We start from the raw sequence: 22,428 nt of genomic DNA, 5'->3' as shown, positions 1-22,428 counted from the left end.
GGGCGTTGGGGTCGCACTGGCGAGGCCGAGGCGCCGACGGGGCAGGAAACCCGTCGGCGATGGGGGTTAGAGCCTTGCGCGTCGAAACGGAATCGTTTCGACGCGATAACAAGGCTCTAAATCAAACACTTAGAGCGTGACTGGCGCCGAAACCGGTTCCCACTTTCGGCGTCACGCTCTAGAAGCTGTACCGAAGCGTCGCCGTGACAGTGCGGCCGTTGATCGAGCGGGCGCGGATCGCATTGACTGACCCCGCCGTGATCGAACCCTCTTCGGCTTCGGTCAGGCCAACCTTGTCGAACAGGTTGTTGGCGTTGACCGACAGCGACAGCGTCTCGGCCAGCTTGTACTCGGCGAAGGCGTTGACCTGGGCGTAGGCCGGGAAGATCAGCTGGTTGTCGTCCTGGGCGTAGGCCTTGGTGGTGCCGATGACGCTGGCGCCGATCGTGGCCTTGTCATTGATCGTCCAGGTCGGGGCGAACTGGTAGATCCACTTGGCCTGGCGGCGCGGCGCGTTGCCGACGACGGCGGGCGTCAGAGCGTCCTTGTCGATGACCGCGTCGGTATAGGTGGCGCCGCCGGTGACGGAGAAGTCGCCGATCCGGTAGCTGGCCTCCAGTTCGATACCCTTGGCCTTGTAGGTGCGGTCGAAGAACCTCTGGCTGGTGGCCTCGAAGTTCTGCTCCTGGGTGCGGGCCCAGAAGGCCGTGGCGAACAGGCCAAAGCCGGCGCGGCGGTACTTCACGCCGCCCTCGACCTGATCGACCATGTCGACGGCGTCTTCCTTGGACACCGTGCCGTCGGCCCGGACCTTGCCGAACAGCAGACGGTCGGCGTTGGCGCGGCCGCCGCGGCTGACGCGGGCGAAGGCGGCGACATCGGGATTGAACTGGTAGTTCGCGCCCAGCGACCAGGAGGTGTAGCCCCAGTCGTAGTTGACCGGCGAGGCGTTGGCGTTGTCGATGACCGACACGCTCTGCTCGACGTTCTGGATCACCCCGTCGCCGTTGACGTCGACGGCGGCCTGCTTGGCCCCGGCGTAGAGGCCGCGCGCCTTGCCTTCGTCGCGGCGGAGGCTGGCGTCCAGGCTCAGATCGCCGATGCGGCTCGACAGGCTCAGATACGGCGCGTCGATGTCGTAGGTGACGTCATAGCGGCGGGTGCAGCAGTTACCCCACAGCGGCACGCCATAGGCGGCCAGACCCGTCTGGGTCAGCTTGGTCCCAGCGCTGTTGTAGACATCCAGCAGGGCGGCGTTATCGCCCTTCACTTCCGAGACGAAGGTGTTCCACAGCCAGTCCATGGCGATGGTCTGGCGCGACTTGTAGTAGCCCACCGTCACGTCGACCACGGCCGCGCCCGTGTCGAAGCTGCGCGACAGCTTCAGGTCGTTCATGGCGTTGCCGAAGTCGTTGATCTCGACATCGAACATGTGGATCCGCATCGCCAGACCGTTGCCGTTCAGGCCGCCCGGCGCGGTGATCGCCTGGCCGGCGCTGGGGCCGTTGGCATAGCGCAGGGTCGCACCGGCGCCGCCGATCGACGTGGCCAGGGCCTGGGCCGAGAGGACCTCGGCCGGGAAGGGGGCGACGAAGCGTCCCGAGGTCTTGGCGACCTTGAAGCGGTCCTCGATCTTCCAGCCGCCGATATCGAACTTGGCCTCGGCGCCGAACTGCAGGGTGTCGGGGTGCATGCCGTCGGCGACCTTGCTGATCCGGCGATTGCCGTCGCCGTCCAGGCCCGGATTGCGGGCCAGGTAGATCGACTGTAGGTCGTCGCGGCCGATGTCGTAACCGGCGAAGGAGCCGATATCGGGATCGCCGTTCGAGCCGGTCACCCGCGTCGGCATCGGCAAGTAGCCCACGGCGCGATCGTTCAGATACTTGACGTTCAGGCGGATAAAGCCGTTCTCGAAGTCCTTGGTCAGGTTGGCCTTGATCTGGCCGCCCTTTTCCGAGGTGTAGCCCGACTTCCGGGCGCCTTCGCCCTCGCGATAGAAGCCGCCGACATGGAAGCGCAGGGTGTCGCTCAGCGGCGCGCCATAGTCGAAGTCCAGGCGGGTGTGGTCGTAGCCCAGGCCCTTGGTCAGAGCGATCTCGCCGCCCTCGACCTCGCCGGTCTTGCTGATGAAATTGATCACGCCGCCGGGCGAGTTCGACGCGAAGGTCGAGGATGAACCGCCGCGCACCGACTCGATACGGGCCACGTTCTGGTCGGCGCGCAGGAAGATGTCGGCGTTACCGAAGGCGATGTCGCCGAACTCCATGACCGGCAGGCCGTCTTCCTGCAGCTGCAGGAACTTGGCGCCGCCCGAGGCCACGGGCAGGCCGCGCACGGCGATGTTGGCGTTACCGTCGCCGCCCGTCGCTTCCGAACGCACGCCTGGCAGGCCGCGGAAGATTTCGGCCGTCGAGCGCGGGGCCTGGGCCAGGATCTGGTCGGCCGACAGCGCGCTGACGGAAATGGACGAGTTCATCTTGGTCGCGCCGTCGCGCGAGGCGGTGATGACGACCGCGTCTAGTTCCAGGACGTCCTGGTCGTTTTTCGTGACGCTCTGTTGGGCGTGCGCCGCCAGCGGCAGCATGGCGAGCACTGCGGCGCCCACGAGCAGGCGCGACTTTTGCCGGTTCATATCTTCCTCCTCATGCGCCCCCGCTTCTTGTGGCGAGGACTTCGGGGGCGAGAGTGATCATCTCGCAATCGATTGCGAAGTCAAAAAAGCACGACTCAGAACTTTTAGCAATCGATTGCGTTAGTTCTGCAACACCTTACCAGTCCGGTCTCATGTGCCGCGTACGACGAGCTCGGGCGTCATGAAGACCGACTCTGTGGAGGCCCCCTCGATACGGCGGAACAGGAGGTCCACCATGGTGCGCGCGCCCGTCGCCAGGTCCTGCCGCACTGTCGTGAGCGGCGGAGCGCTGTAGCGCGCCAAGCTGATGTCGTCGAAGCCGACCACCGAGATCTCGTCGGGAACCGTGCGCCCGGCGGCGGTCAGGGTGTTGATCGCTGTCACGGCGATCAGGTCAGAGGCGGCCAGGACGCCATCGAACGTCGCGCCGCTGTCGATCAGCGCCCGCACCGAGGGTTCTGCTGACTCGATCGTGAAGTGGGCGGGCGCGCTGAGCTCTGGATAGGGACTCAGGCCCGCCTCCCTCAGCGCCTGGAGATAGCCTTCGCGGCGCAGTTCCACCTCGGGCGCTCCCGGCAACCCCAGAAAGGCGATCCGCCGGCGGCCCTGGGCGATCATGTGCTGGGTGGCGAGCCGGGCGCCGGCGACATTGTCCGAGCCGACCGTGCAATAGCGCCGCTCGGCGATGTCGCCGCCCCAGACGACGAGAGGGCGATAGGTGTCGGCGAGTGCGTTCAACGCCTCGTGCTGGTCGCTCTGGCCGATGATCAACAGGCCGTCGGAGCGGTGGGACTGGACGATCCGGCGTAGCCAGTCGGCCCGGGGCGCGACGACCTTGTTGAGCAACACCTCATAGCCCCGCCCTGTGATCTCGTCGGCGAGACGGCCGATCATCTCCAGGAAGAACGGATCGGTGATCAACTGATCGCGCTCGTGCCCCAGGGGCACGATGAGGCCAATCGTATGGGTGCGTTGGAGACGCAGGCTCCGAGCCGACTGGTTGATCACATAGCCATGGGTCCTGGCCAATTCGGAGATCTGGTCCCGCAGCGCCTGGGGGATGGACGGATTTCCCGCCAGGGCGCGCGACACTGTCGACGTCGAAACCCCCGCCAGCTTGGCGATGTCCGCCATCTTCAGGCGGGCCGACTTGGGCTCGGTGGGCTGGCGACTCATGGGACCGAGCTTAGTTTATCGCTGGGCCGCGACAACGGTTGGCGGACGGACGCCGATGCGATGTCGAGTCTGGGCCCCCGACGTCTTGACCAAGGCGTCACCGCCCGTCAGTCCTAGCCGAACGCTTAGAGAGTAACCCGTGCCGTTCGACGTCCCCCCAGCCTCCGTCGCCACTGTCGTCGTCGAGGCGCCGCGGTTGCCGCCTCTGGTGGGCCAGGAGGCGTTCTCGACGGCCCGCTACGATGCTGAGGCGCTGAGCGCGGCCAACCGGCTGGATGTGGTTCTGAAGGCGACACCCGGGGTCTCCCTGTTCCGCAGAACCGGCAGCGACGCGGCCAACCCGACGATCCAGGGCCTGTCCCTTCGAGGCGTCGCGCCGTCGGGGGCGGGGCGCGCCCTGGTCACGCTGGACGGCGCGCCGCAGAATGATCCGTTCGGTGGTTGGGTGATCTGGACCGCCTTGCCGGGCGAGGGGCTTTCCGGCGCCACCATCGTGCGCGGCGCGGGCGCAGGTCCCTATGGCGCCGGCGCCTTGACCGGCGTCGTCGCGCTTCGAGAGCGGGCGGCCGGAGGGGGGCTGTCCAGCTTGAACGCCCAGGTCGGGGCGCGTGACAGCTGGCGCGCGGCCGGAACGTTTGGGACAGATCACCTGCTGCTCACCGCCAGCGGGTCGCGGACCGATGGATACGACCCGGTCCGCGACGCGCGGCGCGGCGCGGCGGACACGCCGACAACGCTTGAGGATGGTGCGGTCGCGGTTCGACTGCAGGGGAGCCTGACCTCGGTGCGCTGGGCGCTTCGCGCCGGCGCCTACCAGGAGCGGCGGGACGCGGGCCTCGTCGGCGCGCGGTCGAACGCGACCGGCGGATCGCTGGCCCTGACCCTCGCCGGCGACGCCTGGCGGCTGCAGGCCTGGGCGCGGCGCAGCGATCTTGAGAACACCTCCGTGGCGGTAGCGGCGGGACGTGCCTCGACCACGCCGGCCAACGACCAGTTCTCGACACCGGCCACCGGCTACGGCCTCAATGCCGCCTGGCAGGGCCGCCAAGGGGGCTGGGCCTGGGAGTTGGGCGGTGACGTTCGCGCCGCCGAAGGTCGGGTCAACGAGCGCTTCCGCTATCAGTCCGGCGCCTTCACCCGCGTGCGCGAAGCCGGGGGGCGGACGCTGGTCGGCGGCCTGTACGCCGAGACCGCCTTGGCGCGGGAAGACGTTTCACTGACCTTTGGCGCGCGCCTGGACGGCTGGCGCTCTTATGCGGGGGTGCGGCGCGAACGCGACGCGCTGACGGGCGCCGCCACGCTCGACGCGCCGATCGGCGATGCTTCGGGGACCACCCCGACCGCCCGCGCGGGGCTTCGCCAGCGCCTGAAAGGCGACACCTGGTGGCGCGCCGCCGCCTATGCCGGCTTTCGTCCCCCGACCCTCAACGAACTGCACCGCCCTTTTCGGGTCGGCAATGACGTGACCGAAGCCAACGCGGCCCTGAAGCCCGAGACCCTGTACGGGCTCGAGACCGGCCTGGTCGGCGAAGGGACTGTGCGGTGGAGCCTCGCGGCCTTCTACAATCAGGTCCAGGACCCGATCACCAACGTGACCATCGGCGCCGGACCGGGAAGCTTTCCGGTCGCGGGCTTCATCCCGGCGGGCGGCGTGCTGCGTCAGCGGCGGAATGTGGGTGAGATCAACGCTTATGGCGTTGAAGGGGACGTCGAGCTTGACCTGACCCCCGCTTGGGCCCTGCGCGGCGCCGTCTCATGGACCCACGCGCGTGTCGATGGCGCGGGGGGCGCGCCGCAGCTGACCGGCAAGCGACCGGCCCAGGCTCCCGCCCTGACGGTCACCGCGGGGACGCGCTGGCGCCCGGTCGAGCGTCTGAGCCTCGACGCCGCCTTGCGCTATGAGGGGCTTCGCTACGAAGACGATCTGAACCTGCGTCGTCTCAAGGCGGGCGCGGGGCTGGACGTCCGCGCTGCTTGGAGGCTCACCCCCGCGAGCGAAATCTATGTCGCGGCCGACAACGTGCTGAACCACGATCTGGCCGTGGGGCAGACCGCCGACGGCGTGACCAGCTACGCCGCGCCACGCACGGTGTTTGTGGGCTTTGCGCTGAGGCGATAGGCGAGGGAAGCGGTCATCTTCCCGGGAGCGCGGGGGATGAGTCGCGCGCGCTATGTCGCCGACGCCGTGCGGCCGGCCCTGAGCGCGCCTTTGCAGCGGTCGGAGCAGGTCTTCACGCTGTCCCAGTCGCGGGCCCATTTGCGCCGCCACGAAAAGGGACGGCCGCAAGCCTCGCAGATCTTGTCGGGCGTCGTGGCCTTGGGACGCTTGGCGGCTTTCATCACGAACCCTGGATCGAGACTTTGCTGGCGGAGACCTCGTGGGTACGCGGCGCCGACGAGATCGGATGCGCGCGCCCAGCGCTGACGACCCCGCCGGCGTGGGCAGGGGGTCTGAGCGCTGCGGGCGCGCCGCGCGAGAGGACGATTGTCACCGTTGGCCTTGCTGGTCTGGTCGCGGACCGCGTAGGTAGGGGCGAATGACCGACAAGACGCATATTCTCGTCACCGGCGGCGCCGGACAGGTGGGGTTGGAGCTTTTGGGCGCCGCATGGCCGGACGGGATCGTGCTGCATGCGCCGTCCCGCGCCGCGCTGGACCTGACGAACGAGGCGTCGATCCGCGCCGCCTTCGAGGCGAGGCCCTTCGCCGCGGTGATCAATTCAGCCGCCTGGACGGCCGTGGACAAGGCCGAGAGCGAGGTCGCGGCCGCCTTCGCCGCCAACGCCATCGGACCAGCCCTGCTGGCTGAGGTGACGCGGACGAGGGGCGTTCCGCTGATTCAGGTCTCCACCGACTATGTGTTCGACGGCGACAAGCCGGGACCCTACGCAGAGGACGACCCGGTCGGTCCGATCGGGATCTACGGCGCCTCGAAGCTGGCCGGCGAGATGGCCGTGCGCCTGGGCAATCCGCGCTCGGTCGTGCTGCGGACCGCCTGGGTGCTCAGCGCCCATCGCGCCAACTTTCTGAAGACCATGCTCCGCCTCGCCGCCGACCGCCCGGTCGTGCGCGTCGTCGAAGACCAGCTGGGCTGTCCGACCTCGGCGCGCGACATCGCCGAGGCGCTGAAAACCATCACGCTGAGGATGATCTCTGACCCGCAGGCGCCGACCGGCGTCTATCATTTCGTCAATGCGGGCGAGGCCAGCTGGGCGGATCTGGCGCGGGAAATCTTTCGTCTCAGCCACGTCCACGGAGGCGTTCATGCCGAGGTCGAGGGCATTCCGAGCAGCGAATATCCAACCCCGGCCCGACGTCCGCGCAATTCACGCCTGTTGACCAACCGGATCGCAGCGGATTACGCCATCCACCCCCGGCCCTGGACAGAGGCCGTGGCGGACATCATCGCGGACTTGCGCGTACAGGGAGCCCCTGCATGAAGGGCATCATTCTCGCCGGCGGCTCGGGCACCCGGCTGCATCCGATGACCCTGGTCACGTCCAAGCAGCTGATGCCGATCTACGACAAGCCGATGATCTACTATCCGCTGTCGACGCTGATGCTGGCGGGGATCCGCGAGATCCTGATCATCTCGACCCCGCGCGATACGCCCAACTTCCAGGCGCTGCTGGGCGATGGCTCGCAATGGGGCCTCGATATCCAGTACGCCGTGCAGCCCAGCCCCGACGGCCTGGCGCAGGCCTATGTGATCGGCGCGGATTTCGTCGGCCGTGATCCGTCGGCGCTGATCCTGGGCGACAACATCTATTTCGGTCACGGCATCACCAATCTGTTCACGCGGGCGATGGCGCGGCCCAAGGGGGCGACGGTGTTCGCCTACCACGTCAACGATCCCGAACGGTACGGCGTGGTCGAGTTCGACAAGGACATGACGGCCCTGTCGATCGAGGAGAAGCCGAAGGTTCCCAAGTCGAACTGGGCGGTGACGGGTCTGTACTTCTACGACGGCGACGTGGTCGACATCGCGCGGGACCTCAAGCCGTCGGCGCGCGGTGAGCTGGAGATCACCGACGTCAACCGCGCCTATCTGGAGCGGGGCGACCTGTCGGTGGAGCTGATGGGGCGGGGCTATGCTTGGCTCGACACCGGCACGCCCGACAGCCTGCTGGAGGCCGCCGAGTTCGTGCGCGTGCTGGAAAAGCGCCAGGGCTTCAAGATCGCCTGCCCCGAAGAGGTCGCCTACCAGAAGGGCTTCATCGACGCCGCCCAGGTGGAGCGCCTGGCCGACGCCTTGGGCAAGAGCGCCTATGGCGGCTATCTGCGCACCGTGATCGGCGTCCGCTAGATGTAGTGACCGGCGCCCGAAGAGGACGCCGGCCTCAAAGCCTCACATGGGTCCAACGCCGCCCGGCGTAGTCTGGAAGTCGAAGGCCGGCTCGCGGGCCCGGCGCGGGTTCGGAACGCCCTGGCCGCCAAAGCCGTAGGTGATCCCGACGAACACCGCGCGCAGATCGAGTTCCATGTCGCGGCGGTTCTTCAGGGCCGGGGTGTTGATCACCGTCTTGTCGCGGAAGGTCTTCAGGCCGTCCTGCACCGTCACCACGCCCGAGAGGCGGTCGTTGAACTTGTGGCGGTAGCCCAAGAGCAGCATGCCGGTCGGCGCCTTGTAGCCCTGCGGAGTCAGGCGCTTGCCCGTGGCGAAGCCGCTGATCTGCAGGAAGTCCTTGGGCGTGGCCTGGATGTTGAGGGCCGCATAGCCCGAGACCGTCCACGCCGAACGCTTGTCCGGAAAGCCAAGGTCGGTCGCGCCGATCTCAGTCCAGGCCGTATTGCCGCTGATCGTGTAGGACAGCTTGGGCGACAGACGGGCGTTGGCCACCAGCTCCAGACCGCCGCTGCGGCTTTTGGCGAGGTTGGCCTTGGTGGTCAGCAGCACGCCGTCGCCGATGTCGCGAACCACGTCGGTGACGCCGTCGCGCGCTTCGCGCCAGTACAGCGTGCCCAGATAGTAGTTGAAGCCCTTTCGGACTTGGTAGGCCACCTCGAAGGCGTCGGTCACCTGCGGCTTCAGGCGCGGGTCGCCCTGGCGGTAGCTGTAGGGGTCCTGGAAGATGCGATAGGGATTGAGGTCCTGGGCGGACGGCCGCTGAATCCGGCGGCTGTAGCTGGCGTTGACCTGGCGCAGATCGTCGACCTTGTACTGCAGGTGCATCGAGGGATAGGCGCGGAGATAGTCGTAGCTATCGGTCAGGCGCGAGGTGACCTGGTTGGTGTCGATCGTCACCTGCTCGACGCGTAGGCCGGGCATCACTGTCCAGTCGCCGATCGGGCGGCTGTAGGTGGCGTACACCGCGTTCACCGCCTGGTCGAATTGGAAGCGATTGGTCAGGGATGGATCGATGATCAACACGCCGCCCTTCGGGCCGCGGGCGCCGTAGTTGTCGTAGTCATTGTCGTTGAGCTGAAGCTCATAGCCCGCCATCAGCTTGGCGCCGCCTTGGAGGGGGCGCTTGTACTCGGCCTTAAGGCGGGTCTGGACCAGTTCGTCGCTGGTCCGGACGTTCTCCAGGGCGGTCGGGATGATCGGAAGTTGGCTGAAGGTCTCGGCCAGACCCCCCTGGCTGTTGCGTGTGCGCTCGAGGCTGGCGTTGAGCGTGAACTCGTGCTCGTCGCCGGACAGCTTGCGACGCAGGTCGCCGCTGAGACCCGCGACCGAGCGCTTCATGGCGCCGTCGCTCAGGCGCTGGAAGCGCACGTTGGGAACGCCGGCGGGCGTCTTGCCCTCGAACGATGAGCCGGACACGGAGTCGTAGCGCATGTCGTTATAGCGGGCCTCGGCGCTCAGCCGCGTGCGCTTGTCGAGGTCGTAGTCGATGCTGGCGCGGGCATTGTGCGATTGACCCCGGCTGGTGAAGTCCACTTTCTGACGGCTGGTGGCGTAGGCGCCGCTGGTCGGGTCGAGACGTTCACGCTCATCGATCATCTCGCCCTTGGCCTTGTCGCGCCGCCAGCCGGCGTCGGCCGACAGGGTCAGGCCCTTGGTGTTCTGCGCGATGCTGGCGCTGGCGTTCTTGCGACCCTCGGTTCCGACGTTGGCGCGCACTGAGCCGGTCATGCCGACGCCGCGCTGCTGCTTGGTGATCAGGTTGATGATGCCCGCTGTGCCTTCCGGGCTGAAGGCGGCCGAGGGGTTGGTCATCACCTCGACCCGCTCGAACTGGTTGGCGGGGATCTGTTGCAGCACCTGGCCGCGGTTGTCGCCCTTGAACATGCCCGAGGGCTTGCCGTCGATCATGATGGTGACATTGGGATCGCCGCGCAGGCTGACATTGCCCTGCACGTCGACCTGCACCGAGGGCACGTTGCGCAGCACGTCGGCGACCGAGCCGGTGGTGGCCTGCAGGTCCTTGCCCAGGCTGTAGCTGCGGCGATCGATCGAGGTCCGCATGTCCTGGGACGCCGGTGCAGTGATCGTCACGCCTTGGACCTGGTTGGACGGGTCCTTCTTGGCCGGCGGCGTGGCCGGCGTGGTCTGGGCGAAGGCGGCCGTGCTCAGGGCGGCCAGGCCGGTGGCGGCCAACAAGGCGGCTCGGCGGGGCGGGATGATCATGGAAAGTCTCCTCTGTCGGCGAGGAAACTGCATCAGAGACTGAGAGCGCTGCAGTGCCGGGCGTCAGGCCGGCGGGGTGACGATTGTCACCTAAGCCGCGCTAGGGCGCCGGTTCGATCGCGTCCAACGCCTGGGGCGTCGCCGCTTCCGCGCCGGCGAAGACCAGGGTGCGGGTCACCCCGGCGCGGCGGATGTTCACCTGATTGACCTGATCGCCATAGACGTCGGCGAACATGGCGGCGATCACCGCCACATTAGCGCGGGTCAGGGCCGTAGAGACCTTGCCCGCATACTCGAAGCGCACTTCGTCGGCGCCGAGAGTCATAGCCTTGAGGGTCAGCGCCACCGGTTGGTCGGCGACCGCCACCACAAAGCGCCTGTCCATATAGAGCTTCAACGCCTCGACCGCCTCGGGATCGTCGAGGCTGGTCTGGGCGTCGGGCGCGATCAGGGCGAGCGCGGGTTCAGCGTCATGGGTGGCGACCCGGTGGCTGACCCGAACCTCGCCGGACCGCACGTCGATGTCCACGACGCTCATGGCGCCGTGGCCGCGGTGCGCGGCCGCCGGGAGCGGGGCGAGCGCGAAGCTCACCGCCGCGAACAGGGCGACCGCGCGCTTGATCACTTGGCCGCGTCGTCCTTCTTGGGCTCTTCAGCCGGGAAGGTGCCCAGACCGCCCGGCTCGACCTTCACGTTGGCGTCCTTCATCCGGTTGGGCGCTTCGGGGAACTTCGGCAGCTTCAGCGTCATCGGCGTGATCGCGCCTTCATAGACGTTGTTGCCACGGTCGGCGTCGGCCGTTTCCCAAAGCGGATCCAGCTCCGCGCCCTTCAGCTCCTTGCCGGTCACGTACTGCCAGGTGACCTGCTTGGAGTTCTTGCGCCAGATCTCGGCGGGGATGCGGACCGTCTCGGTGGTGCCGTCGACGAAGTCCATCTTCAGGATCACCGGCATCACCAGGCCGCCGATGTTGCGGAAGGTGAAGCGGTAGAAGTTGTCCTTGAAGTCCTGGGCCGCCAGCTCTTCGGGCGTCATCTCGGCGCGCGCCGTCTTGGCCCGCTTGCGGGCGCTGTCGAACACCGTGAACTGGTCGGTTTCGTTGTAGAAGTCGCGAACCTTGGGGTCGCGTTCGACGACCGTCGGCCCCTTGTTGTTGGCCGCCGTGCGCGATTCCGGCTCCTTGGCGTCGGCCGCCCGGCGCACGCCGGCTTCGACGTCGGGATCGCCGCTGTCGAGGCGGGCCTTGACGACCTTGTCCAGCGAGATGTCGACGTGGTCGGTCGAGTAGAACCAGCCGCGCCAGAACCAGTCGAGGTCGATGCCCGAGGACTCTTCCATGGTGCGGAAGAAGTCGTACGGCGTCGGGCGCTTGAAGCGCCAGAGGTTAGCGTACTCCTTGAACGCGCGGTCGAAGAGCTCGCGGCCCATGACCGTTTCGCGCAGGATCACCAGGGCGGTCGCCGGCTTGGTGTAGCCGTTCGGGCCGAACTGGATCACCGAGTCCGACTGGGTCATCAGCGGCACCTGGTCCTGACTGACCATGTAGTCGACGATGTCCTTGGGCTCACCGCGACGCGCCGGGAAGTTCTTATCCCACTGCATTTCGGCCTGGAACTCGAGGAAGCTGTTGAGGCCCTCGTCCATCCACGTCCACTGACGCTCGTCGGAGTTGACGATCATCGGGAAGTAGTTGTGGCCCACCTCGTGGATCACCACCCCGATCAGGCCGTACTTGGCGCGTTCGGTATAGGTCAGGGCGCCGGTCTTCTTGTCCTTCACCGGCCGCGGGCCGTTGAAGGTGATCATCGGATACTCCATGCCCCCGACCGGGCCGTTGACCGACTGCGACACCGGGTAGGGATAGGCGAAGGTGAAGTCCGAATAGACCTTCAGGGTGTGGGCGATCGACTTGGTCGAGTAGGCGTCCCACAGCGGCCGGGCTTCCTTGGGGAAGAACGACATGGCCATGACGACAGGGTGCTCGGCCTTGGGATCGTCCTGCTTCACGCCCAGGGCGTCCCAGATGAACTTGCGCGAGCTGGCCCAGCCGAAATCGCGGACGTTGTTGGCCTGGAAGACCCAGGTCTTTTCCGTCTTGGCCTTGCCCTTTTCGGCGGCGGCGGCCTCTTCGGGCGTGACGACATAGACGGGTTCACTGGCCGTGCGGGCCTTGGCCAGGCGGTCACGCTGCGCGGGGCTCAGCACGGCGGCCGGGTTCTGCAGCACGCCCGTGGACGACACGACGTGATCGGACGGCACGGTCAGGGCCACGCGGTAGTCGCCGAACTCCAGCGTGAACTCGCCCGAGCCCAGGAAGGCCTTGTTGTGCCAGCCCTCATAGTCCGAATAGACGGCCAGGCGCGGGAACCACTGGGCGGCTTCGTAGATGCAGTTGCCGTCGTCGCCCTTGGCGGTGAAGCACTCATAGCCGCTGCGGCCGCCGATGACCTTGTTCTCGACCAGCGGCAGCGACCATTCGATCGTGAACTTGGTCTCGCCGCCATTGGCGCGAACGGCGGTGGGCAGGTCGATGCGCAGCAGGGTGTCGACCACGGTGAACTTCAGCGGACGGCCCGAGGCGTCCTTCACCGACTTGATCGTGAAGCCGCCTTCCCACTCCTTGAAGCGCTGGATGCGGCGCACCTGGCCCAGGCTGATCGAGTCGCCCGAGACCGTTTCGGTCATCTTGCTGATCGAGTCGCGCTTGGCGTCCTGGTCCAGCAGCAGCCACAGATAGGGCAGGCTGTCGGGCGAGTTGTTGCGATAGGTGATCGTCTCGCGACCGGTGAGGGTCTTGGTGTCCTCGTCCAGGCGGACGGCGACGTCATAGTCGACCTTTTGCTGCCAGTAGCGATAGCCCGGCGCGCCCGACGCGTTGCGATAGTCGGTCGGCGTCGGCCAGTCCTCGCCTTCGAGCTGGCGGAACTTGTCGTCGAACGGCGCCTTGGTCTGCTTGATGGCGTCGGCGTGCGCGACAGTGACGGAAAGCGCGGCGGCGATAACGCCGGCCACGGCGTAGCGAATGGAACGCTTGGACAAGTTCAATAGCCCCTCAACTCAGAACCCTGACGAAACCCCGCCCAGACCTTGGCGGCCCCGGAGGGGAAAATCATCCCATTTTCGCGACGAAGCTCAGAAATTGATCTTGATGCCCGCCCGGATGGCGCGAGGCTCGACCGGGTGGAAATGCACGTCCTCGACACCGTCCGCCGGCTCTCCGGGCAGGCGCGAGGCGTAGACATAGGCGATGTCGTCGCGGCGGCTGTCGGTGAGGTTCAGCACCTCGACCATCAGGCTGGCCGGACCGAAGTCCTGCACGAAGAGCGCGTTGACCAGGCCGGTGGGGCGCGAGCGCACCGAATTGTCCTCGATCAGCGGGGCTGCGCCCAGGCGGCGATAGGTCAGGGTCACGCTGGAGGTTGGACCCAGTTTCCAACTCGCGCCGCCGGTGAACACCGAGGCCACGGCGTTGGGGATACGGTCGCCGTTGGTGAAACGGGCATGGGTTCCGGCGTAGGACGCGGTCAGGTTCAGCCGCGCCGTGGGCCGCCAATCGGCCAGGAGCTCGATCCCCCGGCGACGGGTCGCCCCGGAGGCCTCGGTGAAGCCGGCGTCGCCGACATAGACCAGCTCGGAGTCGACGTGCAGCGCCCAGGCGGCGGCCGTCAGGGTCAGGTCGTCGCGACGCCAGCGCAGACCCAGCTCCGCCCCGTCGGTCGGCGAGATCAGCGGCGCGCGCTCGGCCGGGTCGCCGGAGACAGGGTCGACCGTGATCACCGCGCCGCGGGCGTCGTTCGAGTGGAAGCCGCGCCCCGCATCCGCATAGAGCTCGAAGGTCTTGGAGATCCGCCAGGCCAGCGCCAGCTTGGGCGAAAGCAGGACGTCGCTGACTGTCCCGGCGTTGCGCGGATCGCCGGCCTTGACGTCGGCGCCCATGGCGTCGGCCCGTAGTCCGGCGGTGACGTCGAGTTGACCAAAGCGCCTGGAGGCCTCGCCCCAGACGGCGGTCGACCACTGGGTCAGGGCGTCCTGGCGCACGGTTGCGCGCCGCTGCCGCGCGGTGGTCCGATAGAGGCCGACCTTGCCGATGTCGTCGACCCGCGCGGTGACGCCGGTGCGGGCGCTCCAGCCCTGGCCCAGCGTCCAGCGCTTGGTGATCGCGCCGCCGTAGATCCAGCGCTGGTCGACCTGTTCGAACTGGTCGCCATTCACCGGATCGTCGAGGAAGTAGGTGAAGTTCGAGAAGACATCGAGCTTGTAGCGCTGGATGTAGGCCACGGTGTCGAGGCCGCGCAGCAGGTCGCGTTTCCGCGCTGACAGCATGTAGCGCGAGGTGGTCCCGCCGTCGGTGGCGTCCACGGTGTCGAGGCGATCCAGAAGGCCAGAGTCGACCGCCCGGCGCGGGATCTGGTCGGTGGCGTTCCAGCGCGCGTCATAGGCCAGGGCGGTGATCGACCAGCCGCTGACGATGGCGCGACCCAGCAGGTTGATTTTTCTGAGGTCCTCGGACGCGGTCCAGGCCCCGTCGTTGGTGGTGATGTCGGCCGCGACGAGGACATTGCTGGTCAGGGCCTTGGAGCCGACGGCGCGATAGTAGTCGTTCTCGCCGGCCCAGACCTGCAAGCCGTCGCCATGCAGGTGGTCGGCGGTTTCGAAGGCCACCGCGCCGGCCGTGGCGAAGTCGCCGTTCTCGGCCGAGTACGGGCCCTTCTTGAAGCTGATGTCGTGGACGAACTCGGGCGTCAGGACGTTCAGGTCCAGATAGCCCTGGCCATGTCCGTGCGAGGGCAGGTTCAGCGGCACGCCGTCGAGCGACGCGGCCAGGTCGGTCCCGTGATCGAGGTTGAAGCCGCGCAGGAAATACTGATTGGCCTTGCCCGCGCCCGAGTGCTGGGTGGCGGCCAGGCCGGGCACCGCCTCAATGAGTTCGCCGGGGCGCAGCAGCGGCCGCGACGCGAAGTCGGCATAGGCGATGCGGCCTTCGCTGGCCGAGGTGGCGCGGCCCAGATCATTGGCCCGCTGTCCCCACACCGAGATCGCTTCGACCTCCTGGGCGAGCGCCGGGGCTGAAGCGGTCGCGAGAAGCAGAGTGAGCAGTGCAATACGACGGGTCATCCGCCGCTGTTAGGCGAACCCCAAATCGGGGGCAAGTTGACCGCGAAAAAATGGATCAGCCCAGTGGGGGCGCCCTCACGCGACTTTCAACAGGCCGTCGAAATACTCGATCGTCTTCATCAGCCCCACCTTCAGCGGCGCGGTGGGCGTCCAGTCCAGGGCCTGCTTGGCCAGGGTGATGTCGGGTTGGCGCTGGCGCGGGTCGTCGGAGGGCAGGGGGCGATGGACGATCGTCGACGGGCTGCCGGTCAGTTCCAGCACCAGCTCCGCCAACTGCTTCATGGTGAACTCGACGGGATTGCCCAGGTTGATCGGGCCGGTCACCTCGTCGCCCGTGTTCATCAGGCGGATCAGGCCGTCGACCAGGTCGTCGACATAGCAGAATGAGCGGGTCTGGTTGCCGTCGCCATAGAGGGTGATGTCCTCGCCCTTCAGCGCCTGGACGATGAAGTTCGAGACCACCCGCCCATCATTGGGATGCATGCGCGGGCCATAGGTGTTGAAGATCCGCGCCACCTTGATGCGCAGCTTGTGCTGTCGCCAGTAGTCGAAGAACAGGGTCTCGGCGCAGCGCTTGCCCTCGTCGTAGCACGAGCGCAGGCCGATCGGATTGACATTGCCCCAGTAGCTCTCGACCTGCGGGTGGATGGTCGGATCGCCGTACACCTCGGAGGTCGAGGCCTGCAGGATCTTGGCCTTCACCCGCTTGGCCAGGCCCAGCATGTTGATGGCGCCGTGGACGCTGGTCTTGGTCGTCTGCACGGGGTCGAACTGGTAGTGCACCGGGCTGGCGGGGCAGGCCAGATTGTAGATCTGATCGACCTCGACATAGAGCGGCATGGTCACGTCGTGACGCAGCAGTTCAAAGCGCGGGTTGGAGAGGTTCTGCGCCACGTTCAGGCGCGAGCCGGTGTAGTAGTTGTCGACGCAGAGCACCTCGGCGCCGGTTTCCAGCAAGCGGTCGCACAGATGCGAGCCGACGAAGCCCGCGCCGCCCGTGACCAGGATTCTCTGCGTATGCATCGGCGACCAGACTCCCCGGGACTCAGCTTTGGCGACCTTTATAGCCGGGCCTCGTCCAGGACCAACACCGCGCCATGTGACGCGCCCGGCGCGGGTGACGTTTGTCATATCGAGCGCGTGACGCCCGGCACTAATGGCGGACGCCGCCCCGGGCGATGTTGGCTCCATAGAGACGGAGCCGACCATGTCATCCCAATCCACCGAGCCGCCCATCGCGATCCTCAGCAAGGTCCACAAGCGGCGGGGCGCGACCCTGGCGCTGAACGGCCTGGACCTGGCCATCCGTCCCGGACAGTGCGTGGCCCTGCTGGGGCCGAACGGCGCGGGCAAGAGCACCAGCGTGGCCCTGCTGACCGGCCGCCTGCGCCCTGACGCCGGCGAGGCGTTCCTGTTCGGCGGCGATCCCCGGACCCTGGCCAGCCGCAGCCGCATGGGCGTGATGCTGCAGAGCGCCGGACTGCCCGGCGCCTTGAGCGTCCGCGAGCAGATCGACCTCTTCCGGGGTTACTATCGCAAGCCGCGTCCGCTGGACGAGATCGTTCGCCTGGCGGGTCTGGAGGGGCTGGAAAAGCGCCGCTGCGGCGCGCTGTCGGGCGGTCAGCAACGCCGCGTCCAGTTCGCTCTGGCCATCGCGGGACGGCCCGATTTCCTGGTCATGGACGAGCCGACCACCGGCATGGACATCGACGCCCGCCGGGCGCTCTGGAGCGCGGTGCGGTCCGAGATCGCGCGCGGCTGCGCCGTGTTGCTGACCACGCACCATCTGGACGAGGCCGAGGCCCTGGCGGACCGCATCGTGGTCATCGACCACGGGCAGGTGATCGCTGACGGCACGCCCGAAGCCATCAAGTCCCGCGTGTCGGGTGTCGCGATCCGCTGCCGGACGCGCCTTTCCGACCCTGAGCTGGCGTCGCTGGCGCGGGTCACCGGCGTCAGCCGCGACGGCGGCAAGGTCACGCTGCTGACCACCTCGGCCCCCGCCACCCTGCGCGAGCTGCTCGCGCGCGATGAAACCGTGGATGACCTGACGGTCTCCGGCGCGTCGCTGGAAGACGCCGTCGATCGCCTCGTCCAAGCCGGCCAAGCGGCCGCCCTGCAACGTCAAACCAAGGTCGCCTGAGATGCACACCCTAGCCGTCTATCTCCGTGAAGCCCGCGCCCAGGTCCTGGCCACCTGGCGTACGCCCCAGTTCATGGTTCCCAGCGTCATCCTGCCGCTGCTGTTCTATGGCGTGATGGGTCTGGGCCTCAGCAAGGGGCGCGAAGAGATCGCCCACATGATGCTGGCCAACTATGTGATCTTCGCCGCCATCGCGCCGGCGATGTTCGGCTTCGGCGCCGGCGTGGCCGCCGAGCGCGAAGCCAAGCTCGTGGAGCTGAAGCAGATCGCGCCCCTGCCGGCGGGCGGGTATCTGACCGGACGTCTGGCGGCGGCGCTGGCGCTGATCGCCGCAGCGATCGCGCTGCTGGGCGGTCTGGCCTATATCGGCGGTGTCAGGATGGAGCCGGGCCAGTGGGCTGCGACCCTGGGTCTGGGTCTGGGCTCGACGATCCCCTTCGCCCTGATCGGCCTGAACCTTGGTCTGCGCATGGGCTCACAGGGGGCGACCGCCCTGGCCAACCTCGTGTTTCTCGGCTTCAGCCTGTTCGGTGGCCTTTGGATCCCGCTGCAGGCCATGCCCGCCTGGTTCGGCAAGATCGCCGTCTTCATGCCCTCGTACCATCTTGGCCAGTTGTCGCAGATGTTCTCGGGCATGCAGCCCTTCGCTCATGTCGAGCGTCATGTGTCGATCCTCGCCGCCATGACGCTTGCGGCCCTGATCGGCGCTGTGATGGCCTGGCGCAGGCAGGACGCTTGACCGTGGAGAGGCCTGCGCGCGAGATCGCTGCGATGAACACGGCCAGCGAATCCAGCGGCAAGACCAAGACCGGCGCATCGGACCGCGATGCGCCGGAGACGGTGGAACCGCCCCTGCGGCGCCATTGGAGCATCGTGTTCCTGGTCTATCTGCCGTTCTACTTCATCCCTTGGCTCTACCGCCGGCCGGGCGAGCTGGAAGTGGTCGCCTCGCTGGCGGGCCTGGTCGTCTTCCTGGGGCTCTTCGCAAGCGTCCATTTGCGCAAGGGGCCGCCGGTGCTTTGGCAGGTTCTGGCGGTCTTCGCCGTCGGCATGGCGCTTTCACCCTTCAAGTCGAGCTGGAGCGTCTACACGATCTACGCCATGGCCTATGGCGCGCGTCTGGCGCCCCGCCGTCTGGCTTTGCGCGCCATGATCGGCATGGAGCTGGTCGTTCTGGCGGTCGGCGTTGTGTTCCTGCGGGACGCCTGGCCGATCTGGGGGGCAGGACTGCTGTTCGGCGCGATCACGGGCTTCGCCACCCTGATGCAGGCCGATATCGAGCGGAAGAACGAGGCCCTGGCCATCGCGCACGAAGAGGTCCGCGCCCTGGCCAGCACCGCCGAGCGCGAACGGATCTCGCGGGACCTCCACGATCTGCTGGGCCACACCCTGACCCTGGTGGCGGTGAAGGCCGAACTGGCGGCGCGTCTCGTCAGCCGCGACCCGGCGGCGGCGGAGCGCGAGATGCAGGCGGTCGCCGCCACCGCCCGTGAGGCGCTTTCCGAGGTGCGCACCGCGGTGGTCGGCATGAAGGGCGCGTCCCTGGCCCTCGAGCTCGACAAGGCCCGCCAGGCCCTGGCCGCCGCCGGTGTCGAGGCCAGCGTGTCGGCACTGACCACCGATGGAAATCCCGGGCAGGAGGCGGTCCTGGCGATGGCTCTGCGCGAAGGCGTCACCAATGTGATCCGTCACGCCGGCGCCGCGCGCTGCGACATTTCTCTGTCGCCCAGCGCCTCTGAACTCGTGCTGACCATCGCTGATAACGGCCAGGGCGGGCGTCTCGTCGAAGGCTCGGGTCTGAAGGGGATGCGCGTACGCCTGGCCGCGATCGGCGGAACCCTGGACGTCAAATCCGACAAGGCCGGCACGCGCCTCGTCGCCACGGCGCCGCTGCGCGCCCAAGGGGAGGGCGTGTCTTGATCCGCGTCGTCATCGCTGAAGACCAGAAGATGGTGCTGGGGGCTCTCAGCGCCCTTCTGGAAATGGAGGGCGACATCCAGGTGGTCGGCCGCGCGCCCGACGGCGCTGTCGCCCTGGACCTTGTCCGCGCCGAGAAGCCCGACGTGCTGATCTCCGACATCGAGATGCCCAACCTGACCGGCATCGACGTCGCCGCGCGCCTGAAGACCGACGGCGCGAGCACCCGGGTGCTGATCGTCACCACCTTCGGCCGGCCCGGCTATCTGCGTCGGGCGATGGAGGCGGGCGTAAAGGGCTATCTGCTGAAAGACGGGCCCAGCAGCGTGCTGGCGGCGGCGGTGCGGACGATCGCGGCCGGCGGTCGGGCCATTGCGCCCGAGCTGTCGGAAGCGGTCTGGGACGCCGAGCCTGATCCGCTGACCGACCGCGAGCGCGAGATCCTGCGGCTGGCCGAGGAGGGCCGCTCCAACAAGGACATCGCCGATGTGTTGGACCTCTCGCCGGGGACGGTCCGCAACTACCTCTCCGAGGCGGCGCAGAAGCTGGGTGCGGCGAACCGCGTGGAGGCGGGCCGTATCGCGCGGTCGAACGGCTGGCTGTAGCGTGGCGGCATGATCGTCTCCTCGACCACGGACTTTCGCGAAGCGGCGCGGCGCAGGCTGCCCCGGTTTCTGTTCGACTATATCGACGGCGGCGCCTATGCCGAGCGGACGATGGCGCGCAACATCGATGATCTCGCCGACATCGCCTTACGCCAACGCGTACTGAAGGACGTCTCCGTCGTCGACCCGTCGACCACCCTGTTCGGCGTCCGGCAGGCCTTGCCGGTGGCTCTGGCGCCGGTCGGGCTGACAGGCATGTACGCCCGCCGCGGTGAATGCCAGGCGGCGCGGGCGGCGGCGGCCAAGGGTGTGCCGTTTTGCCTGTCCACGGTCTCGGTCTGCGATGTCGACGAGGTGCGGGCGGCCTCGCCGGCGCCGTTCTGGTTTCAGCTCTACGTGCTGCGAGACCGGGGCTTCATGCGGGACCTCTTAGCGCGGGCCAGCGCGGCGGGCGCCACCACGCTGGTGTTCACCGTCGACATGCCCGTGCCCGGCGCGCGCTATCGCGACGCGCATTCGGGGATGTCCGGGCCCAACGCCGCCGCGCGGCGTCTTGTGCAGGCGGCGCTGAAGCCGGCCTGGGCCTGGGATGTCGGCGTGATGGGCCATCCCCACCGGCTGGGGAATGTGGCGCCGGCCTTGGGCAAGGCGTCGGGGCTGCAGGACTTCATGGGCTGGCTGGCCGCCAACTTCGACCCGTCGATCCAGTGGTCGGACCTGGAATGGATCCGCGACGCCTGGAAAGGGCCGCTGGTCATCAAGGGCGTTCTGGATCCCGAGGACGCCAAGGCCGCCGCCGACATCGGCGCCGACGGTGTCGTCGTCTCCAATCACGGCGGTCGTCAGCTGGATGGGGTGCTGTCCAGCGCCCGCGCCTTGCCCGCCATCGCCGACGCGGTCGGAGATCGCCTGACCGTTCTGGCCGACGGCGGCGTGCGCTCGGGCCTGGATGTCGTGCGGATGCTGGCGCTGGGCGCGCGGGGCGTGCTGATCGGACGGGCCTACGCCTACGCCCTGGCCGCGCGCGGCGAGGCGGGCGTCACGCAACTGCTGGACCTGATCGACAAAGAGATGCGCGTGGCCATGGCCCTGACCGGCGTTCGCGACGTGGCCTCGATCAACGAGACCATCCTGGCCGAGCGCTTTCCGCGCGCAGGGTAGGCCGAGGGAAAAGCAGCGGCGCGGCCGCTGCTGGGCGTCTTTTTTCATCAAAAGCGGCGCGAGGGGGCTTGCGTCGCGACGTCGCGATCGGTTCTTGGCGGTCCGCGAAGACTTGCCGAGAGGCCGGTTCGTGCTCAGTTATGCGGTCGCGACCGCCGGGGCCGCGGTCCAACGATTCCAAACGGGGCGAAGAAGGCCCCGATTCCAGCGAGATTCCAGAACGTCATGCAGCCGGTTAAGACCCTTATTCTCAGCGCTGGTCAGGGCAAGCGACTGTCGCCTCTGACCGACGACCGGCCCAAGTGCCTAGTCGAGCTGGCCGGTCGCTCCGTGCTGGAATGGCAGCTGCACCACCTGCATCAGGCGGGCGTCACCGAGGCGGTGGTGGTCACCGGCTTCCGCAGCGATCTGGTCGAGGCCGAGGTCGCGCGCCTGTCGCTGCCGGGCCTTGCCGTGCGCACGCTGTACAACCCGTTCTACAGCGTGACCGACAATCTCGCGACCTGCTGGCTGGCGCGCGAGGAGATGCGCGGCGGGCCGTTCATGATCCTCAACGGCGACACCCTGTTCGAACCGGCGATCGCCGAGCGCCTGATCAGCGCGCCGGACGCGCCGATCACCGTCACGGTCGACCGCAAGGCCGGCGGCTACGACGCCGACGACATGAAGGTCCTGACCGACGGCGACGCCCTGCGCGCCATCGGCAAGACGATCACGGAGTATGACGCCGAGTCGATCGGCTTCCTGCGCTTCAACACCGAGGGCTCGGCGCTGTTCGTCAAAACGCTCGAGGCGATCATGCGCACGCCCGAGGGTCTCAAGCGCTGGTATCTGAGCGTGATCAACGAGATCGCCCAGAACCATGACGTGGTGCGCGTGCGGTCGATCGAAGGCCTGGACTGGGCCGAGATGGACTTCCCGGAAGACCTCGTCCGCAACCGCGCCCTGACGGCGCAATGGGCCGCCCAGGAGGCCGAGGCCGTTTAGGGGCCGCGCGCTCCCACACTTGAAGTCATCTTTCCTCGTCATCCCGGCCGAAGGACCGCGTAGCGGGCTGTAGCGCCGGGACCCAGGGGCGGCGCGCACAATGCTCTTGCAACCCCTGGGT

General features: G+C 67.7%; 17 protein-coding genes. 9 read left to right on the top strand and 8 right to left on the bottom strand.

Annotation, left to right across the window (positions count from 1 at the left end; all coding sequences use genetic code 11):
- Positions 1 to 178: 178 nt before the first annotated feature.
- Together CVUC_RS17895 and CVUC_RS17890 are read right to left on the bottom strand one after the other, a co-directional pair.
- The gene (locus CVUC_RS17895) at positions 179 to 2,632 is read right to left on the bottom strand and encodes a TonB-dependent siderophore receptor (protein ID WP_096032853.1); all 2,454 of its coding nucleotides are present in this window, start codon (positions 2,630 to 2,632) and stop codon (positions 179 to 181) included.
- Positions 2,633 to 2,782: 150 nt separating this feature from the next.
- Entirely contained in the window at positions 2,783 to 3,808 is a 1,026-nt protein-coding gene (locus CVUC_RS17890) for a LacI family DNA-binding transcriptional regulator (RefSeq protein WP_010919021.1), read from the bottom strand.
- A gap of 139 nt (positions 3,809 to 3,947) precedes the next feature.
- On the opposite strand from CVUC_RS17890, the gene CVUC_RS17885 reads away from it, so the two are divergent.
- The gene (locus CVUC_RS17885) at positions 3,948 to 5,927 is read left to right on the top strand and encodes a TonB-dependent receptor (protein ID WP_096032854.1); all 1,980 of its coding nucleotides are present in this window, start codon (positions 3,948 to 3,950) and stop codon (positions 5,925 to 5,927) included.
- 50 nt (positions 5,928 to 5,977) lie between these two features.
- Here the strand turns inward: CVUC_RS17885 and CVUC_RS17880 are convergent, their stop codons facing one another.
- Positions 5,978 to 6,148, bottom strand: coding sequence for a DUF2256 domain-containing protein (locus CVUC_RS17880; RefSeq protein WP_096032855.1), 171 nt, complete (start codon positions 6,146 to 6,148; stop codon positions 5,978 to 5,980).
- Between the two features lie 197 nt (positions 6,149 to 6,345).
- On the opposite strand from CVUC_RS17880, the gene rfbD reads away from it, so the two are divergent.
- The gene (rfbD, locus tag CVUC_RS17875; RefSeq protein ID WP_096032856.1) at positions 6,346 to 7,248 is read left to right on the top strand and encodes a dTDP-4-dehydrorhamnose reductase; all 903 of its coding nucleotides are present in this window, start codon (positions 6,346 to 6,348) and stop codon (positions 7,246 to 7,248) included.
- On the top strand, positions 7,245 to 8,114 hold the full coding sequence (gene rfbA, locus CVUC_RS17870; protein WP_096032857.1) for a glucose-1-phosphate thymidylyltransferase RfbA: 870 nt from the start codon (positions 7,245 to 7,247) through the stop codon (positions 8,112 to 8,114). Before rfbD ends, rfbA begins: the two co-directional genes overlap by 4 nt.
- 42 nt (positions 8,115 to 8,156) lie before the next feature.
- On the opposite strand, the gene CVUC_RS17865 is transcribed toward rfbA, so the two are convergent.
- From CVUC_RS17865 to CVUC_RS17845, 5 genes are all read right to left on the bottom strand, one after another.
- Positions 8,157 to 10,412, bottom strand: coding sequence for a TonB-dependent receptor domain-containing protein (locus tag CVUC_RS17865; RefSeq protein ID WP_096032858.1), 2,256 nt, complete (start codon positions 10,410 to 10,412; stop codon positions 8,157 to 8,159).
- A 67-nt stretch (positions 10,413 to 10,479) separates the two neighbouring features.
- Positions 10,480 to 11,004 (bottom strand): DUF6702 family protein, encoded by a 525-nt coding sequence (locus CVUC_RS17860; protein WP_096032859.1) that lies wholly within the window; start codon positions 11,002 to 11,004, stop codon positions 10,480 to 10,482.
- Positions 11,001 to 13,424 (bottom strand): M1 family metallopeptidase, encoded by a 2,424-nt coding sequence (locus tag CVUC_RS17855; RefSeq protein WP_096032860.1) that lies wholly within the window; start codon positions 13,422 to 13,424, stop codon positions 11,001 to 11,003. Before CVUC_RS17855 ends, CVUC_RS17860 begins: the two co-directional genes overlap by 4 nt.
- An 87-nt stretch (positions 13,425 to 13,511) precedes the next feature.
- Positions 13,512 to 15,494, bottom strand: a complete 1,983-nt coding sequence (locus CVUC_RS17850; protein WP_096032861.1) for a TonB-dependent receptor — start codon at positions 15,492 to 15,494, stop codon at positions 13,512 to 13,514.
- Between the two features lie 75 nt (positions 15,495 to 15,569).
- Positions 15,570 to 16,517: a UDP-glucuronic acid decarboxylase family protein gene (locus CVUC_RS17845; protein ID WP_096032862.1), complete on the bottom strand. Its 948-nt coding sequence runs from the start codon at positions 16,515 to 16,517 to the stop codon at positions 15,570 to 15,572.
- Between the two features lie 133 nt (positions 16,518 to 16,650).
- Here CVUC_RS17845 and CVUC_RS17840 point away from each other — a divergent pair, with 133 nt between their 5' ends.
- From CVUC_RS17840 to CVUC_RS17815, 6 genes are all read left to right on the top strand, one after another.
- Entirely contained in the window at positions 16,651 to 17,637 is a 987-nt protein-coding gene (locus CVUC_RS17840) for an ABC transporter ATP-binding protein (protein ID WP_096032863.1), read from the top strand.
- A 1-nt stretch (position 17,638) separates the two neighbouring features.
- Positions 17,639 to 18,376 (top strand): ABC transporter permease, encoded by a 738-nt coding sequence (locus CVUC_RS17835; protein WP_096032864.1) that lies wholly within the window; start codon positions 17,639 to 17,641, stop codon positions 18,374 to 18,376.
- A 32-nt stretch (positions 18,377 to 18,408) separates the two neighbouring features.
- Positions 18,409 to 19,557, top strand: a complete 1,149-nt coding sequence (locus CVUC_RS17830; protein ID WP_096032865.1) for a sensor histidine kinase — start codon at positions 18,409 to 18,411, stop codon at positions 19,555 to 19,557.
- Positions 19,554 to 20,159, top strand: a complete 606-nt coding sequence (locus CVUC_RS17825) for a response regulator transcription factor (protein ID WP_096032866.1) — start codon at positions 19,554 to 19,556, stop codon at positions 20,157 to 20,159. Before CVUC_RS17830 ends, CVUC_RS17825 begins: the two co-directional genes overlap by 4 nt.
- Before the next feature lie 9 nt (positions 20,160 to 20,168).
- Complete coding sequence (gene lldD / locus CVUC_RS17820) at positions 20,169 to 21,320, top strand: FMN-dependent L-lactate dehydrogenase LldD (protein ID WP_096032867.1); 1,152 nt, start codon at positions 20,169 to 20,171, stop codon at positions 21,318 to 21,320.
- Positions 21,321 to 21,545: 225 nt separating this feature from the next.
- Positions 21,546 to 22,307 (top strand): NTP transferase domain-containing protein, encoded by a 762-nt coding sequence (locus CVUC_RS17815; RefSeq protein ID WP_096032868.1) that lies wholly within the window; start codon positions 21,546 to 21,548, stop codon positions 22,305 to 22,307.
- Positions 22,308 to 22,428: the final 121 nt, after the last annotated feature.

Source organism: Caulobacter vibrioides, from assembly GCF_002858865.1.
GTDB lineage: Bacteria > Pseudomonadota > Alphaproteobacteria > Caulobacterales > Caulobacteraceae > Caulobacter > Caulobacter vibrioides.
The sequence above is the reverse complement of the archived record's forward strand: the minus strand, read 5'-3'. Positions and strand labels throughout refer to the sequence as shown.